At 72.7% G+C, this 16,832-nt stretch carries 15 protein-coding genes; 10 read left to right on the forward strand and 5 right to left on the reverse strand.

Features of this window, described 5'->3' with window-relative positions; all coding sequences use genetic code 11:
• Nucleotides 1-5: 5 nt before the first annotated feature.
• A complete protein-coding gene (locus ACWGJ2_RS00325; protein ID WP_453343649.1) occupies nucleotides 6-980 on the reverse strand; it encodes an aminoglycoside phosphotransferase family protein in 975 nt (324 codons plus the stop codon).
• A gap of 177 nt (nucleotides 981-1,157) precedes the next feature.
• Between ACWGJ2_RS00325 and ACWGJ2_RS00330 the strand changes: the two genes are divergently transcribed.
• The 10 genes from ACWGJ2_RS00330 to ACWGJ2_RS00375 all read left to right on the forward strand — a co-directional run bounded on the left by ACWGJ2_RS00330 (nucleotide 1,158) and on the right by ACWGJ2_RS00375 (nucleotide 13,186).
• Complete coding sequence (locus tag ACWGJ2_RS00330) at nucleotides 1,158-1,742, forward strand: IS607 family transposase (RefSeq protein WP_453343650.1); 585 nt, start codon at nucleotides 1,158-1,160, stop codon at nucleotides 1,740-1,742.
• The gene (locus ACWGJ2_RS00335; RefSeq protein WP_453343651.1) at nucleotides 1,735-3,339 is read left to right on the forward strand and encodes an IS200/IS605 family accessory protein TnpB-related protein; all 1,605 of its coding nucleotides are present in this window, start codon (nucleotides 1,735-1,737) and stop codon (nucleotides 3,337-3,339) included. Before ACWGJ2_RS00330 ends, ACWGJ2_RS00335 begins: the two co-directional genes overlap by 8 nt.
• Nucleotides 3,340-3,428: 89 nt before the next feature.
• Nucleotides 3,429-4,214: a 4'-phosphopantetheinyl transferase family protein gene (locus ACWGJ2_RS00340; protein WP_453343652.1), complete on the forward strand. Its 786-nt coding sequence runs from the start codon at nucleotides 3,429-3,431 to the stop codon at nucleotides 4,212-4,214.
• A gap of 206 nt (nucleotides 4,215-4,420) precedes the next feature.
• Entirely contained in the window at nucleotides 4,421-6,406 is a 1,986-nt protein-coding gene (locus ACWGJ2_RS00345; protein ID WP_453343939.1) for a DUF5107 domain-containing protein, read from the forward strand.
• Between the two features lie 550 nt (nucleotides 6,407-6,956).
• A complete protein-coding gene (locus ACWGJ2_RS00350) occupies nucleotides 6,957-7,718 on the forward strand; it encodes a DeoR/GlpR family DNA-binding transcription regulator (RefSeq protein WP_453343653.1) in 762 nt (253 codons plus the stop codon).
• A 217-nt stretch (nucleotides 7,719-7,935) separates the two neighbouring features.
• Nucleotides 7,936-9,303 (forward strand): ABC transporter substrate-binding protein, encoded by a 1,368-nt coding sequence (locus ACWGJ2_RS00355; RefSeq protein ID WP_453343654.1) that lies wholly within the window; start codon nucleotides 7,936-7,938, stop codon nucleotides 9,301-9,303.
• Nucleotides 9,300-10,256: a carbohydrate ABC transporter permease gene (locus ACWGJ2_RS00360; RefSeq protein WP_453343655.1), complete on the forward strand. Its 957-nt coding sequence runs from the start codon at nucleotides 9,300-9,302 to the stop codon at nucleotides 10,254-10,256. The genes ACWGJ2_RS00355 and ACWGJ2_RS00360 overlap by 4 nt, the downstream gene beginning before the upstream one ends.
• Nucleotides 10,253-11,155, forward strand: coding sequence for a carbohydrate ABC transporter permease (locus ACWGJ2_RS00365; protein WP_453343656.1), 903 nt, complete (start codon nucleotides 10,253-10,255; stop codon nucleotides 11,153-11,155). The genes ACWGJ2_RS00360 and ACWGJ2_RS00365 overlap by 4 nt, the downstream gene beginning before the upstream one ends.
• Entirely contained in the window at nucleotides 11,152-12,141 is a 990-nt protein-coding gene (locus ACWGJ2_RS00370) for a zinc-dependent alcohol dehydrogenase family protein (RefSeq protein ID WP_453343657.1), read from the forward strand. Before ACWGJ2_RS00365 ends, ACWGJ2_RS00370 begins: the two co-directional genes overlap by 4 nt.
• A 121-nt stretch (nucleotides 12,142-12,262) precedes the next feature.
• Entirely contained in the window at nucleotides 12,263-13,186 is a 924-nt protein-coding gene (locus ACWGJ2_RS00375; RefSeq protein WP_453343658.1) for an NADP-dependent oxidoreductase, read from the forward strand.
• Nucleotides 13,187-13,268: 82 nt separating this feature from the next.
• On the opposite strand, the gene ACWGJ2_RS00380 is transcribed toward ACWGJ2_RS00375, so the two are convergent.
• The 4 genes from ACWGJ2_RS00380 to ACWGJ2_RS00395 form a co-directional block, all read right to left on the reverse strand.
• Nucleotides 13,269-13,625, reverse strand: a complete 357-nt coding sequence (locus tag ACWGJ2_RS00380; protein WP_453343659.1) for a VOC family protein — start codon at nucleotides 13,623-13,625, stop codon at nucleotides 13,269-13,271.
• Nucleotides 13,626-13,658: 33 nt separating this feature from the next.
• Nucleotides 13,659-14,471, reverse strand: a complete 813-nt coding sequence (locus ACWGJ2_RS00385) for a methyltransferase domain-containing protein (RefSeq protein WP_453343660.1) — start codon at nucleotides 14,469-14,471, stop codon at nucleotides 13,659-13,661.
• A 71-nt stretch (nucleotides 14,472-14,542) separates the two neighbouring features.
• Nucleotides 14,543-16,105, reverse strand: coding sequence for a phosphatase PAP2 family protein (locus ACWGJ2_RS00390; protein WP_453343940.1), 1,563 nt, complete (start codon nucleotides 16,103-16,105; stop codon nucleotides 14,543-14,545).
• Between the two features lie 188 nt (nucleotides 16,106-16,293).
• The gene (locus tag ACWGJ2_RS00395; protein WP_453343661.1) at nucleotides 16,294-16,734 is read right to left on the reverse strand and encodes a CBS domain-containing protein; all 441 of its coding nucleotides are present in this window, start codon (nucleotides 16,732-16,734) and stop codon (nucleotides 16,294-16,296) included.
• Nucleotides 16,735-16,832: the final 98 nt, after the last annotated feature.

The following is a 16,832-nucleotide window of genomic DNA, read 5'->3' on the forward strand; positions in this document are numbered from 1 at the left end:
CCGGGTCAGAGCCCGGCCACGTCCGCCAGGATCCGGGCCTGGCGCATCATGCGGACGCTGCCGGAGAGGTCGTCGTCCTCGTCCACGGACCACAGGACGTACTCGACGTGCCGGGCCACCGTCCACGCCCGTACGCGGTCCACGTCCAGACCCAGTTCGTCGGCGATCAGCGCGGTGCGGCGGGCCAGCACCCGGTGCGGCTCTGCGTGCGCGAACGGGTCGTCGACCTGTTCCAGCAGCGGCCACGGGTCGAAGGCCGGATCGCCCCTCATCGGCTTGGTGTCGATGGCCAGCCACGGGCTGCGGCGGGCCGCGAGGAGATTGCCGGGGTTGAAGTCGCCGTGCACGATCACCTCGCGGCCCGCCGTCGCGGGCAGTTCCCGCAGCAGCCCGGCCGCCGTCGTGAACAGCCCGCTGTCCAGTTCGGCGGGCCACACGCGCCGCGCCGCGCGCTCCTCGGCCAGTCCGGCCCACTCGGCCGCCACGTCGGCCACGCGCTTCATGCGGGACACGGGCCCGGACGCGGCCCCGGGCGCGACGGCCTCCCACAGCTCGCGCAGCACGGCGGCGGCCTGGCGCAGCCGGTCCTCGGCGGGCAGATGCCCGCTCCGGCCCAGCTCCGTGCCCGGCTCGCACCGCTCCAGCAGCAGCGCGTAGTGCTCGGCGTCCGCCGCGTACACCCGCACGGCGCCCCGCCCGTCCCACAGCCGCAGCGCCTCGCCCTCGTGCTCGGCCTCGGGGTGCGGCCACGTCACCTTGAGGACGGCGCTGCCGCCGTCCGCCGTGCGCGCGGGCGCGGCCCAGGAGCAGCTGCCCCCGTGGAACGGCGCGTCCAGCTCCACTTCCCACCGCAGCGCCAGCTCACGGATGAGCCCCGGCAGCCGGGCCAGCCACTCCCGGCCGCTCGCGTGGCGCCGCATCGTCGTCACGACGGGGAGGGAGTCGGGGATCAGCGGTGCGGTGGCCCAGGACGGCGGCACGGGCGGGCGCTCCTCTTTGGCGACGGGTGGCGGGCGGCGGGCGACGGGGACAGCGGGGCTCTGTGAGGTCCGCGAGGGCTGTGGGGCCGACGGGAGACCACGAGGGGTGAGGAACTGCCGTTGATTGAGTGTGCATAAGTGTGCATGGCCTTCCTTTAGTTGCGCTATGGTCTTCGTGTGAATCTGACTGAGTGGGCACGGGCCCAAGGGGTGAGTCCCCATACCGCGTATCGCTGGTTCAAGAACGGGACGCTTCCTGTGCCCGCTCAGCGTGTGGGACCGCGCACGATCCTGGTGAACATCGCCGCCGCGGTCCCGGAGGCGGCCGGGGGCTTGGGCCTGTATGCCCGGGTCTCCTCCCGCGACCAGAAGGCGGACCTGGAACGTCAGGTCGCCCGGCTGTCGCAGTGGGCTGCCAAGGCCGGTCACCGCGTGGTCCGTGTGGAGACGGAGATCGCCTCCGGGGTGAACGGCGCCCGGCCGAAGGCGAAGCGGCTGCTGGCCGACCCGACAGTGGCCACGGTCGTGGTCGAGCACAAAGACCGCCTCGGGCGGATGAACGTCGAACTCGTCGAGGCCGCGCTGTCCGCGCACGCGCGTCGCCTAGTCGTCCTGGACGACGGCGAGGTGGAAGACGAGGTGGAAGACGACCTGGTGCGCGATGTGGTGGAGGTGCTGACGTCCTTCTGCGCCCGCCTGTACGGGCGGCGCTCGGCGAAGAACCGTGCCAGGAAGGCGCTGGAGGCCGCGCAGCGTGGCTGACCACCAGCGCAGGACGCTGCGGCAGATCGCCCGTCCGTTCGTGGCCGAGGGACCGTCCGGCGTCAGCATCCGCGACCGCCTCAAGGGCCTGACCGGTGAGGATGTGAAGGTCTTGCGTGCCGTGGGCGGGCACATGGGGCGTCTCGCCTGCGCTGATCTGGCCCGCAGGTGCCGTGACGGCCTGGACCACTCCACCGACACCTGGGCCGGGCGGAAGCGGGACCTGACTGCCCTCTCCTCGTCCCGGTGGGCCGGGTCGGTCACCTCCAGCACCCACGACCAGTGGGGCCTTTCACGCCGCGCCCAGCACCAGCACCTCCAGTCCCTGGACGCCGGTATCCGCATGATCCGGCACCGGCTCTCCCTGCCGGTCGGGGAGAAGGGCAGCCGGGGCAAGCCCGGCGGCTACCGGTCGAAGCACGAATGGTTCGTCAAGACGCGCCGCCTGACGATCCTCGAAGGCCGCTACGAGCGAGTGCGCGCCGAGCGGGAGGCGGGACAGGTCTCCGTGGTGCGCGGTGGCCGCCGTCTGCTCCACCAGCGCCACAACCTGGACGCCGCACACAAGACATCCGGGCAGTGGCGGTCCGAGTGGGAGGCGGCGCGCTGGTTCCTGGCCGCTGACGGCGAGTCCGGCAAGCGGCACGGCAACGAGACGATCCGCGTCGCCCCGCACGGCGAGGTCAGCGTCAAGCTCCCCGCTCCGCTCGCTGGCATGGCCAACGCGAAAAACGGCCGCTACGTCCTCGGCGCCCGCGTGAGCTTCCCCCACCGGGGCACACAGTGGCGCGACCGCGTCCAGGCGAACCGGGCCGTGTCCTACCGCATCCACCACGACACCGCCTCCGGCCGCTGGTACCTGGACGCCTCTTGGAGGCGAAAAGACCTCCCCGTGATCCCGCTCGATGCGCTGCGGGCCGGAGGCGTCATCGGCGTGGACACCAACGCCGACCACCTTGCCGCCTGGCTGCTGGACGAGCACGGCAACCCCGTCGGCAGCCCGCGCCGCTTCGACTACGACCTGACCGGCACCGCCACTCACCGCGACGCCCAGCTCCGCCACGCCCTCAGTCGCCTCCTGCACTGGGCCAGGGCGACCGGCGTGCGGGCCATCGCGATCGAAGACCTCGACTTCACCGACTCCAAGACGCGGGAGAAGCACGGCCGGAAGAAGAAGTTCCGGCAGCTCGTCTCCGGCATCCCCACCGGCAAGCTCCGCGCCCGCCTGCTCAGTATGTGCGCCGAGGCCGGCATCAGCGTGATCGCCGTCGATCCCGCCTATACCTCGATGTGGGGCACCGAGCACTGGCAAAAGCCCCTCACCGGCAAGAACCGCAAGACCAGCCGACACGCCGCCGCCTCGGTGGCGATCGGACGACGCTCCCTCGGCCACCGGATCAGGCGACGGACGGCACCGCCCCGCCAGCACCAGAGCGATGCCGGCGGGCATCGGACCGCCCAGGCCTCATCCGGGAACCGAGGAAGCGAGGGAAGCCGCCCCCGCATCCACGGACCACGGACACGATCCGATGGCGCCGGACGCGCAGCGGAACGCGGTGGACCAGAACGCCCAAGACCGTTCGGGACGTTCGGCTGAGCACGTGCAACCCATGCTCAGTCTTCAGGAACGGTGCCGGTATAGCACGAGGCGATCCGGGGATGCCTCCGAGTTGTTACGTTCGGCGCATGCCGCCGTCCACACCCATGCCCATGCCGCCGCCCACACCACCGTCGTCCGAGCCCGGGCCAGGAGCCCGGCCCGCGCCCGGGGCCGCGCCCCCGCCCGGCACCGTCGAGTTCAGCCTGCTGCGTGTCTCCGAGTACGCCGCCGAGGCCGCCCGTGACGAGGCGATGCTCTCGGAGGCGGAGCGTTCCCGCGCCGCCGCGTTCGTACGGGAAGCGGACCGCGACCGCTACCGCGTCGCGCACGTCGCCCTGCGCCGCGAACTCGCCGCGCGCCTCGGCGGGGAGCCCGCCGCTCTCGAACTGACCCGCGCCGACTGCCCCGTGTGCGGCGGGCCGCACGGACGGCCCTCGGTCCCCGGCGACCCCCTCCACTTCTCGCTCTCCCACGCCGGTGACGTGGTGCTGCTCGGCTTCGCCGCCACCCCCGTCGGCGTGGACGTGGAGGAACACCCGCGGGCCGCCGCCGTGGCCGAGCTGATCCCCACCCTCCACCCGCGCGAGCGCGACGAGTGCCTCGCGCTCCCCGAGGCGCGGCGCCCGGAGGCGTTCGCGCGCTGCTGGACCCGCAAGGAGGCGTATCTCAAGGGCACCGGGACCGGCCTCGCGGAGGCGCCGTCCGTCAGCTACGTCGGCACGGGCGAGGACCCCGGCGTCCTCCCCGGCTGGCGGCTCGACGACATCGACGCGCCCCCCGGCTACGCCGCCGCCTCGGCCCTCGCCCTCCGAGAGGGGAACGGCCCGGACGGTAAGGGCGGTACGGACGGCCCGGACGGTACGGGGGCGTAACCGCGCGGTCAGAAGGGCCGCTCCGGCCCGCGACGGCACCGCCGCCGGAGCCGGTCCCGCACTGGTCCCGCACCGGTCCCGCGCCCGGCCCGCCGGAGCCGCAAGCGTGCCCGGAACAGGGGCTGTTCAAGCCGTAGCGGACCGTGTTCCATGGTCATCGGGGGTCCCGGCTGGCGGCGGCGCCCGTGAACGAGAGCGAGGACGCCGTGGCCACGACCGTACGACGCAGCACCCTCACCCTTCCCGCCGCGCCCCTCGGCCAGGAGAACCCGCTTCCCGCGCTCGTGCCGCTCGACGAGCCGCACACCGTCGAGGACCGCGACCGCGCCGTGCTGCCGCCCGACATGGCGCGCCAGGTCGGCTACGAGCCACTGCGCACCGTACTGCCCACCCGCCTCCTGGACGGCTACGGACGCGAGCGCGTCCCGACGGACCTCGACACCCTGGTGATCGAGAACGACCGGCTGCGGGCGACGGTGCTGCCCGGTCTCGGCGGGCGGATCCACTCCCTCCACCACAAGCCCACCGGGCGCGAACTGCTCTACTCCAACCCCGTGTTCCAGCCCGCCTGCTTCGCGCTCAACGGCGCGTGGTTCTCCGGCGGCGTCGAGTGGAACATCGGCGCGACGGGGCACACCACGCTCTCCTGCGCGCCCGTGCACGCGGCGCGCGTCCCCGCGCCCGACGGGAGCGGCGAGATGCTGCGCCTGTGGGAGTGGGAGCGGCTGCGCGACACCCCGTTCCAGGTCGATCTGTGGCTGCCGGAGGGCTCGGACTTCCTCCACGTCGGCGTCCGTATCCGCAATCCCCACGACCGCCCTGTGCCCGTCTACTGGTGGTCCAACATCGCCGTCCCGGAGGACGAGCGCACCCGCGTGCTCGTCCCGGCCGAGGAGACCTGGTACTTCGCGTACGAGGGCAGGCTGCGCAACGTCCCCGTCCCCGAGTGGGAGGGGGTGGACCGCACATATCCGGCGCGCGGGGACTTCCCCGCCGACTACTTCTACGAGGTGCCGCGCGCCTCCAGGAAGTGGATCGCGGCACTCGACGGGGAGGGCCGCGGCCTCGTGCAGACCTCGACCGACCTGCTCAGCGGCCGGAAGCTGTTCGTGTGGGGCCGAGGTCCCGGCGGGCGGCGCTGGCAGCAGTGGCTGACGAAGCCCGGCACACCGGGGTACGCGGAGATCCAGGCGGGGCTCGCGCGCACGCAACTGGAGCACGTGGCACTGCCTGCCGGGGAGGAGTTCGCGTGGCTGGAGGCGTACGGACCGCTGGCGACGGACCCCGGCACCGTGCACGGCGCCGACTGGGCCGAGGCGCGCGCCCACACGGCGGACCGGCTGGAGTCGGCGCTGCCCCGCGCGGACGTCGAGGCGGCGTTCGCCGCCTGGCGCCCGTACGCGGACACCGAGCCCGAGGGGCCGCGCCTGGCGACGGGTTCAGGATGGGGTGCGCTGGAGGCCGAGCGCGGCGGCCACCACCTGCCCGGCACACCGTTCGACGCGGACACGCTGGGCCCCGACCAGGAGCCGTGGATCGAGCTGCTGCGCACGGGCGTGCTGCCCGCGCCCGCGAAGGTGCTGCCGCCGGGCCCTACGCCCGTCTCGCGCGAGTGGCGCGAACTGCTGGAGGCGGCGCAGCCGACGGTGCCCGCGGGGACGGAGCTGGACTACCACCTGGGGGTGGCGCAGTGGGCCGCCGGTGACCGTTCGCAGGCGGTACGCAGTTGGGAGCGGGCCCTCACCCACGACGACGACTGGCCCGCGCTGCGCTGCCTCGCCGTCGCCGATCTCCAGGAGGGCAACACCGTACGGGCCGCGCAGCGCTATCTCGCCGCCTTCCAGGACGCGCGGGAGGAGAGCCGCGAGGGCGGCCCGTGGACGGCGGCGATGGCCGCGCTCGGCCGGGAGACGGTCGAGGCGCTGCTGGCCGCGGGGCTCGCCGACGAGGCGGCGGCCGTACTGGAGGGGCTGCGCCCCGGCATCAGGGAGCGGGGGCGCTTCCGGCTCCTGCACGCGCGGGTGCTGCTCGCGCGGGGTGACCGCGAGGGGGCGCGGGCGGTGTTCGACCACGGCTTCGAGGTGGCCGACCTCCGCGAGGGCGACGAGGTGCTCAGCGACACCTGGGCCGCGCTGACGGACGAACCGCTGCCCGCACGCTACGACTTCCGGATGCGCCCGGCCCAGAACTGACCGGGGCCCCGCCCTCGCCCCCCGGCCCGGGGACGCCCGCGTCCCGGCCCCCGTGGCCCCGGACTGCCCGCAGGCCGCTCCGCCCTGCCCGTGACTGCCCGCATCCGCCCGGCCCCGCGCCCGTCTGCCCGCGCCGTGCCCGTCGGTGCCGGAATCCCGCCCGACGACGCCCGGACCGCCTCCGTCCCGCTCCTGGCCACCCTCGCGGAACGGACTCCGTATCCGGGGCTGACCGTTCGGGCATCCGGAACGTCGCGGAACACATGCCCCACCCGCACCGGAAGTGCCCGTACGGACTCCGTCGGCCCGCCGCCCGAAGCCGCGCGGACGGCGAACGGGCGCCTGCGCGCATGGGAACGGGCACCGAAGGAGGGGGCGTGGGACACGATTCCGCAGGTGCGAAGCGTAGTCGAAGCACGGGTAAACGGGCGGAGACGGTCATGATCCGCCTCGTGACGAACCTGGCCCGGATGTTCGAGGGCCTGTACAACTCTCCACACGGGCCCGAACGGGCACCCGGGTGACCGAACGGAGAGGGAGCGCGTACGCCATGAGCGCGGAGGAACGTCAGCGGGAGATCGTCGGGGCGGCCCGTCGCACGGGCTCCGTCGACGTGGCCCAACTCGCCGCCGAACTGGGCGTGGCCAAGGAGACGGTCCGCCGTGACCTGCGCGTCCTGGAGTCGCACGGGCTGCTGCGCCGTACCCACGGCGGCGCCTATCCCGTGGAGAGCGCGGGCTTCGAGACGACGCTCGCCTTCCGTACCACCATGCACGTCCCCGAGAAGCGGCGGATCGCCGCCGCCTGCGCCGAGATGCTCGGCGAGGCCGAAACAGTCTTCATCGACGAGGGCTTCACCCCCCAGCTCATCGCCGAGGCACTGCCGCAGGACCGTCAGCTCACCGTCGTCACCGCATCCCTGGCGGCGGCGGGGGCACTCGCGTCGGCCGAGAAGGTCACCGTGCTGCTCCTCGGCGGGCGGGTGCGCGGCGGGACGCTGGCCACCGTCGAGCACTGGACGACGAAGATGCTCGCCGGGTTCGTCATCGACCTCGCCTTCATCGGTGCCAACGGCATCTCCCGCGACCACGGTCTGACCACGCCCGACCCGGCCGTCAGCGAGGTCAAGGCGCAGGCGATCCGCGCCTCGCGGCGGCGGGTCTTCGCGGGCATGCACACCAAGTTCGGCGCGGTGAGCTTCTGCCGGTTCGCCGAGGTCGGCGACTTCGAAGCCATCATCACCTCGACCGGGCTGCCCGCCTCCGAGGCCCACCGCTACTCGCTCCAGGGACCGCAGGTGATCCGCGTCTGACACGGGCCCCGGCCCGCCCCCTCCCCCTCGCGGAGCACCCCGAAGCACCCGGAACACCCCGCTCCGGCCCCCACCGGACCGCCTGACCCCCACCGGACCGCCTGACCCCCACCGGACCGCCTCACCCCCACTGGAACGCCCCACCGGAACGCCCCACCCCGCACGCCCTCCGGCGCCTCCCCGCGCCCGCTATATCCCGATACGACCAGGAGCCCCCATGCGCAGTCGCAGTCAGCGCCGACACCGGACGCGCGCAGCCATCGGCATAGGCACGGCGACAGCGCTGCTGTCCGCCTGTGCCGGAGCCGGCAGCCTCGGCACAGGCGGCGACACCATCAACATCCTGATGGTGAACAACCCGCAGATGGTCGAGCTTCAGAAGCTCACCGCCAAGCACTTCACCAAGAAGACGGGCATCAAGGTGAAGTTCACGACGCTGCCCGAGAACGACGTCCGCGACAAGATCGGCCAGGACTTCGCGAACCAGGCGGGCCAGTACGACGCCGCCACGATCAGCAACTACGAGGCGCCGATCTACGCGAAGAACGAGTGGCTGGAGCCGCTCGACAGGTACACGAAGAAGGACAAGGCGTTCGACCAGGAGGACATCCTCCCCTCGCTGCGCGAGTCGCTGACCGGCGAGGACGGCAAGATGTACGCGCAGCCCTTCTACGGCGAGTCCTCCTTCCTCATGTACCGCAAGGACGTCTTCGAGAAGAAGGGCCTCAAGATGCCCGACAAGCCGACCTGGCACGAGGTCGCGGACCTGGCGGCGAAGGCGGACGGCGCCGAGAAGGGCATGAAGGGCATCTGCCTGCGCGGGCTCCCCGGCTGGGGCGAGATGATCGCCCCGCTGACCTCCATGGTGAACACCTTCGGCGGCACCTGGTTCGACAAGGACTACAAGGCCAAGCTCACCGACCCCGGCTTCCGCAAGGCCACCGAGTTCTACGTCAAGCTGGTGCGCGAGCACGGTGAGGCCGGAGCGGCGCAGTCCGGCTACGCCGAGTGCCTCAACAACATGACGCAGGGCAAGTCGGCCATGTGGTACGACGCGACGGCGGGCGCGGGCTCCCTGGAGGCGGCGAAGTCCCCCGTCAAGGGCAAGATCGGCTACGTGCCGGCGCCGACCGTCAAGACCGAGTCCTCCGGCTGGCTCTACACCTGGGCCTGGGGCCTCCAGAAGGCGTCCCGCAACAAGGACAAGACCTGGAAGTTCATCTCCTGGGCGTCCAGCAAGGAGTACGAGCGGCTGGTCGGCGAGGAGTTCGGCTGGGCCAACGTGCCCGCGGGCAAGCGCGCCTCCACCTACGACATCCCGCAGTACAAGAAGACGGCGGGTGCCTTCGGCGAGGTCACCCGCAAGGCCATCACCGAGGCCGACCCGCGCGACCCCGGCGTGCAGGAACGCCCCACGATCGGCATCCAGTTCGTTGACATCCCCGAGTTCTCCGACCTGGGCACCAAGGTCTCGCAGGAGCTGAGCGCGGCCATCGCGGGACGCCAGTCCGTGGACACCGCGCTGAAGAAGTCGCAGCAGCTCGCCGAAGAGATCTCCGAGGACTACGAGGGACGAGGACGATGACCACCGCGACGACGACGCCGCCCAGCACGCCCGTACCACCACCCACCCGCCCCGCGCCCCCGCAGCCGCCCGGCAAGCTGAAGGCGTGGGTGACCCGCGCACCCCTGCTGCCCGCGCTGGTCTTCATGATCATCGTCACCCAGCTCCCCATGGTGGCGACGCTGGTGATCTCCTTCTTCGACTGGAACGCGCTCTACCCCGAGGCCCGCACCTTCGACTGGTTCGCCAACTATGCCGAGGTGCTCGGCGACGACGCGCTGCGCAAGTCCGTGTTCACCACGATCGTGCTGACCGTCGTGGTCGTCCTCGTCAGCCTCGTACTCGGGCTGCTGCTCGCCCTGCTGCTCGACCGCACCTTCAAGGGCCGCGGCATCGTCCGCACGCTGCTCATCGCGCCCTTCCTCGTGGTGCCCGTGGCCGCCGCGCTGCTGTGGAAGCACGTGCTCTACAACCCCGAGTACGGCCTCTTCAACGGTGTCCTCCACTGGATCTTCGGCGACGGCGCGGCCCAGCCCGACTGGGTCGCCGAGATGCCGCTGGGCGCCGTGGAAGCCTCGCTGATCTGGCAGTGGACGCCGTTCATGATGCTGATCCTGCTCGCCGGCCTCCAGAGCCGCCCGTCCGACGCCATCGAGGCGGCCCGGATCGACGGCGCCGACGCCTGGCAGATCTTCCGCTACATCACGTTCCCGCACCTGCGCCGCTATCTGGAACTGGGCGGCCTGCTCGGCACGATCTACATCGTGCAGAACTTCGACGCCGTCTTCACCATCACCTCCGGCGGCCTCGGCACCGCCAACCTGCCGTACACGATCTACCAGACCTTCTACCAGGGACACGAGTACGGGCTGGCCTCCGCCGCGGGCGTGCTGGTCGTGATCGGCTCCCTCATCATCGCCACCATTGCCCTGCGGGTGGTCTCGTCCCTCTTCCGCGAGGAGGCACGCGCATGAGCGCCGTCGACAGCGTCCCCACGACCGCACCCAAGAAGCCCGCCGCCAAGGTGGACCCGAACACCCAGCCCCGCAGCGTGCGCAGGCGCAACGCCGCGCTCGGGCTGCTCGCCTGGATCGTCGGCATACTCTTCGCGCTGCCGATCCTGTGGATGGCCCTGACCTCGTTCCACTCCGAGGGCGACGCCGCCACCAACCCGCCGTCCCTGACGGCACCGCTCACCCTGGACAGCTACCGCGAGTTCTTCGGCGCGGGCGGCGGCGCCAGCCCCTGGTTCGCGCTCGCCAACTCGCTGACCGCCTCGCTCGTGTCCACCGCGCTGGTCCTGGTGCTCGCGCTGCCCGCCGCGTTCGCGCTGTCGATCCGTCCGGTGCGCAAGTGGACCGACGTGATGTTCTTCTTCCTCTCGACGAAGATGCTGCCGATCGTCGCGGGCATCCTGCCGATCTACCTCTTCGCCAAGAACACCGGCATGCTGGACAACATCTGGCTCCTGGTCATCCTCTACACCTCGATGAACCTGCCGATCGCGGTGTGGATGATGCAGTCCTTCCTCGCCGAGGTTCCCACCGCGCTGATCGAGGCCGCGCAGATCGACGGCGCCAGGCTGCCCGTGATCCTCGCGCGCGTCATCGCCCCGATCGCCGCCCCAGGCATCGCCGCCACCGCGCTGATCTGCTTCATCTTCAGCTGGAACGAGATGCTCTTCGCCCGGGTTCTGACCGGCGTCGTCGCGCAGACCGCGCCCGTCTTCCTGACCGGCTTCATCACCAGCCAGGGCCTCTTCCTGGCCAAGGTGTGCGCCGCGTCTCTCGTGATCTCCCTGCCGGTTCTCGCCGCGGGGTTCGCCGCCCAGGACAAGCTGGTCCAGGGCCTGTCTCTAGGAGCCGTGAAATGAAGGCCGCACTCGTCGAGTCCGTCGGCAAGGTATCCCTCACGACCGTGCCCGACCCCACCCCGGGGCCCCGCGATGTCGTGGTGAGGGTGGCGGCGTGCGGGCTGTGCGGGACCGATCTGCACATCCTTCAGGGCGAGTTCGCCCCGTCGCTGCCCCTGGTCCCCGGGCACGAGTTCGCGGGTGAGGTCGTCGCGCTGGGCAGCCAGGTGACGGAGCTGGCCGAGGGCGACCGGGTCGCCGTCGATCCCTCGCTCTACTGCCACGAGTGCCGCTACTGCCGCCAGGGCCACAACAACATGTGCGACCGCTGGGCCGCCATCGGCGTCACCACGGCGGGCGGCGCGGCTGAGTACGCCGTCGCGCCCGTCGCCAACTGCGTGAAGCTGCCCGAGCACGTGCGCACTCAGGACGCGGCCCTCATCGAGCCGCTGTCCTGCGCCGTGCGCGGCTACGACGTCCTCAAGAGCCAGCTCGGAGCCCACGTCCTGATCTACGGCTCCGGGACGATGGGCCTGATGATGCTGGAGCTGGCCAAGCGGACGGGCGCCGCGAGCGTCGAGGTCCTGGACCTCAACCCCGACCGCCTGGAGACGGCCAGGCTGCTGGGCTGCTCGGGCGCCGCCGCGACGGCCGAGGAACTGGACCGGCCGCGGGGCTGGGACCTCGTCGTCGACGCGACGGGCAACGCCGCCGCCATCCAGGACGGCCTGGGCCGCGTCGCCAAGGCGGGCACCTTCCTCCAGTTCGGCGTCTCGGACTACGCGACGACGGCGACCATCGAGCCGTACAAGATCTACAACCAGGAGATCACCATCACCGGCTCGATGGCCGTACTGCACAGCTACGAGCGGGCCGCCGAGCTGTTCGCCGGTGGCGTGCTCGACCCGGACGTCTTCATCAGCGACCGCATGCCGCTGGACGACTACCCCGCCGCGCTGGAACGTTTCTCCGAGGGGAAGGGCAGGAAGATCGTCGTCGTCCCCTGACCGGCCGCGCGCCGGGCTCCGGCCCGGTTCCCGGCACGCCCCTGCCCCGGGTGGCCCCATGTGCGGGGCCGAACGGGGGAGTGGGCGGAATGTGCGCGTCCGGTCCGCCGTTGTGCCGTGCATGAAGGCAATCGCACTAGAGCAGTACGGCGGCCCCGACGCGCTCCGCCTCACCGAACTCCCCGACCCGAAGGTCGCACCCGGCGAAGTCCTCATCAGGGTGAGGGCTGCCGGGGTGAACCCGGTGGACTGGAAGCTCGCCGCCGGGTATCTCGACCCGCTCATGGAGGTGGGCTTCCCGCTCGTGCCCGGCTGGGACGTGTCCGGGACCGTGGAGCGGGTGGGCCTCGACGCGGGCGAGTTCTCCGTCGGCGACGAGGTCGTCGGGTACGTACGCAAGGACTGGGCGCAGAAGGGCACCTACGCCGAGCTCGTCTCGGCGCATGTGCGCATGCTCGCGCCCAAGCCCGCCTCGCTGAGCTGGACGGAGGCGGCCGGGCTGCCGCTCGCGGGGCTCACCGCGCTCCAGTCGCTGCGGCGGCTGGACGTGGGCGCGGGCGACACGGTGCTCGTGCACGCGGCGGCGGGCGGCGTCGGCTCCCTCGCCACCCAGATCGCGGTCGCCTCGGGCGCCCGCGTCATCGGCACCGCGAGCGAGCGCAACCACGACTTCCTGCGCGGCCTCGGCGCCGAGCCCGTCACCTACGGGGACGGGCTGGCCGGGCGCGTGCGCGAGCTGGCGCCCGACGGGGTGGACGCCGCGCTCGACCTCGTCGGCGGCGACGCCGTCGAGGTCTCCCAGCAGGTGGTGACCAAGCCCGAGCGGGTCGCGTCCATCGCCGACTCCGACGCGCCCTCGAAGGGCGCGCACTACGTGTGGGTCCGCCCCGACGGCGCGGGGCTCGCCGAACTGGGCGCCCTCGCCGACGCGGGCAAGCTCACCGTCAACGTGGACCGCGTGCTGCCCCTGGCCGAGGCCGCCGAGGCGTGGCACCTCAGCCAGGCGGGCCGCACGCGCGGCAAGCTGGTGCTGGAAGTGAAGTGACGGGCCGGCGGGCCTGACGGAATGACAGGGCGACGGGGCCGTACCGCGATACGGATACGGCCCCGTCACCGTGCGGGTCGTGTCAGGCCGCGCCCTCTTGGCGGTCCACATACTCGAAGACGCTGCCGTCGGGGTGCCTGGCCAGCAGATTGCGGCCGATCGGCGTGGGTTTCGGGCCCGCGATGATCTCGGCGCCCACGGCCCGCAGGTCCGCCACCGCCTCGTCGACGTCCTTCACCGCGAGCGTGGCCACGATCTTGCGCAGCACTTCGAGGTGCCCTTCCGGGCCGCTCATCAAGAAGAAGGGCCCGACCGCCGCGACCGCGACGGGCCCCTGCTGGAAGCGCACCGCTTCGGCGTTCGCCAGTCTCTCGTACACCGGCACCGCGCTGTCCAGATCGTCGACGCAGACACGCAGTGAGGTCCCCAGAATGTCCATGGGCGCGAGCCTAGTTGGGGACATGCGCGCACGTCAGGCCCGGCAGAGGATCTCTCCGTTGGGGACGAAGAACACGGCGTCCTCGTGCGCCCCCCACTCCCGCCAGGCCGCCGCCGCGTCCTCCAGTTCCTGCCGCGACGCGTGGCCGCCCCCGAGCGCGATGTCGGCGTAGGAGGAGGCGACCGTGCGGTCCGCCCACAGGCCGCTCCACCACGCGCGCTCCGGCTCCGTGCGGTAGTGCCAGAGCGAGCCGGACGCGGTGATGTCGGTGAAGCCCGCCTCCCTGGCCCACGCGTGCAGGTGGCGGCCCGCGTCCGGCTCCCCGCCGTTGGCGCGCGCGACCCGCCGGTACAGCTCCTGCCACCGGTCCAGCCCTGGCACGCGCGGGTACCAGAACATGCCCGCGTAGTCCGCGTCCCGTACCGCGACATAGCCCGTCGGCTTGCAGACCCGGCGCATCTCGCGCAGCGCCCGCACCGGGTCGCCGACGTGCTGGAGCGTCTGGTGCGCGTGGACGACGCAGAAGGTGTCGTCCGGGTAGTCCAGCGCGTGGACGTCCGCCGTCGCGAACGTCATGTTCTCCAGGCCGCGCGCCTCCGCTGTCTCACGGGCCCGCTCCAGCACGCCCGGCGCCGCGTCGACGGCCGTGACATGCCCTTCGGGCACGAGCGCGGCGAGGTCGGCCGAGATCGTGCCGGGGCCGCAGCCCACGTCCAGGACCTGCATATGGGGTTTGAGCGACCCCAGCAGATACGCGGCGGAGTTCTCCGCCGTGCGCCACTCGTGCGAGCGCAGGACGGACTCGTGATGGCCGTGCGTGTAGACGGCGGTCTCTTGGTCTGCCATGACGGCACCGTACGCCCGTGTCTTGGCATGTGAGCAAGAGTGTTTCGCTATATGGACGCTTCCGTCGACGGTCAGTCGGGCATCGGACGGTAGACGACGAGGGCCTCGCGCTCCTTGTCCAGCAGCAACTGGCCGGGCGCCTCGGCGACTTCACCGTCGTACGCCAGATGCGACCCCTCCGGGAGCCCCGTGACGAGCAGGCTGCGCAGCTTCGCCGAGCTGCGCCGTGAGCGCCTGCCCAGCGCGCCCGCGACGGCCGCCGACAGCAGGCGGGTACGCGCGAACCTGCCGCCGCGCACCGTCCGTACGTCCAGCAGCCCGTCGGCCAGATCGTGCCGCCGCACGGGCGCGAGCCCGACGCCCCGGTAGGTGCAGTTGCCCACGAACATCAGCCACAGCGGCCGCTGCCGCCCCGCGACCCCGGCCTCCACCGGGCGCGAGGTGCGCAGCACGTGCCAGGCGGCCAGCACCCCGGCGGCCCTGGAACCCATCAGCGGCGCCCAGCGTTCGCGCAGCCGCACCAGTTCCGGGTACGAGCCGAGGCTGAAGGTGTTCACGAAGTACCCGGAGGGTCCCTCACCTGGCCCGCCGTCAGGGCCGACGGGCGCGAAGCGGCCCAGATCGACCGCCACGGCCTCGCCCGCGGTCACGGCCCGCGCGGTGTGGTCGGCCGACTCGATGCCGAGGTCGTAGGCGAAGTGGTTGCGGGTCCCGCCGGGCAGCACCGCGAGCGGCAGCCCGTGCCGGGCCGCCACCGTGGCCGCCGCGTTCACGGAACCGTCCCCGCCGTGTACGCCCAGCGCGCCACCGAGGGCCAGCGCGCGCTGTGCCGCCTCCTCCAGCACGTCGCGGAGTGCGCCGTCCCGCGGCCCGTACGCGACGACTTCGGCGCGCGGTAACACGCTCCGCACCTCGGCGGCCGACGTGTCCTCGGCGCTCTCGGCCACCGGGACCCGCGCGTCGCCGCCCGCGTCCTGCTGCGGTGCGTCGTCGGCGTCGTCCGCTTCGGGGGCGGTTGCCGTGCGTCCAGAGGGGCCCGAGGACGCGTTGGTGACGACGACGAGCCCCTTGCCCTCGCGCAGCGCGGGCGCCTCGGCCACCGGGCGCGCCGTGGGCGGGAGCTGGGAGTGAGTGGGCGCCACGCCCCGTACGGCGAAGGCGGCGCCGACGCCCAGCGCGGCACCCGCGAGCACGTCGCTCGGGTAATGCACACCCGTGTAGACCCGCGAGAAGGCCACCGAAGCGGCGACGGGCGCGACCACCGCGCCCCAGCGCCGGGACTCCAGCGCCACACCCGTCGCGAAGGCCGCTGCCGACGCCGAGTGCCCGGAGGGGAACGAGGTCGTGATCGGCTGCCGCCGTAGCTGGCGTACGAGGGGCACTCCCTCCAGCAGCGGCCGGGCGCGGCGCACCGAGCGCTTGCCCAGGGTGTTGACGGTCGCCGACGCGACGGCCAGCGAGGCGATGCCGCGGGCCGCGCAGCGGCGGGCGCGCGGGCTGCCGCTCGCGGCGATCCCGGCGGCGACGGCGAACCACAGCCGCCCGTGGTTCGCGCTCCGGCTGAGGCGGGGCAGCACGTCCTCGGCGCCCGGCCAGTGCCGCGTGGCCACGAGCCGGAACGCGGCACGGTCCACCTCGCGCCAGGTGCGCCAGTGGAGGCCCTTCCGCCAGAGCGGGGCCCGGGCCCGGGGCAGCCGCACGGTTCCCGGACCCGGGTCCGGTGCAGCGGAGTACAGGAGGCCGGACGGTTCCCGCCCGGCGGGGGCGCTCGGCTCGGGGTTTCCCCGTCCGGGGCGGCGCGGCCCGGACAGGCCCTGCCCGGTCAGGCCGGTACCCCGTTCTCGCCGCCGCGCGGCTCGGCGCGGCTGATGTCGGCCAGTACGGCGCCCGCGTCCCGCACCCCGGCCAGGTCGCCGATGGTGACGAAGCCCAGCGGGCGGCCGTTCTCGACCACGGGCAGCCTGCGCACCGCGTGACTCCGCATCAGATCGACGGCCGTGCTCACGTCCTCGTCCGGCGCGACCGTCACCGGCTCGGGCGTGCACACCGAGCGGCAGCTCACGGTCAGCGGGTCGGCGCCGTCGGCCACGGCGCGCAGGGCGATGTCCCGGTCGGTGATGAGCCCGAGCAGCCGCCCGGCCTCGGTCACCAGGACGTCCCCGATGTCCTGCGCGCGCATGAGCTGTGCGGCCTCGACCAGCGAGGCGTCGGGCCGCACCGAGGTGGCGGCCGGGGTCATGACGTCCCTTACCAACTCTGCCATCGCTCCTGCCTTAGCTCTTCCGGCGTACGGGGCTCGGGCGGGTACCCGGTCCGTGCGTGGCTACGCCTGGGGGTCGGGGCTCGGGGCTCGGGCGCTGA

This window comes from Streptomyces sp. NPDC054796 (genome assembly GCF_053611545.1).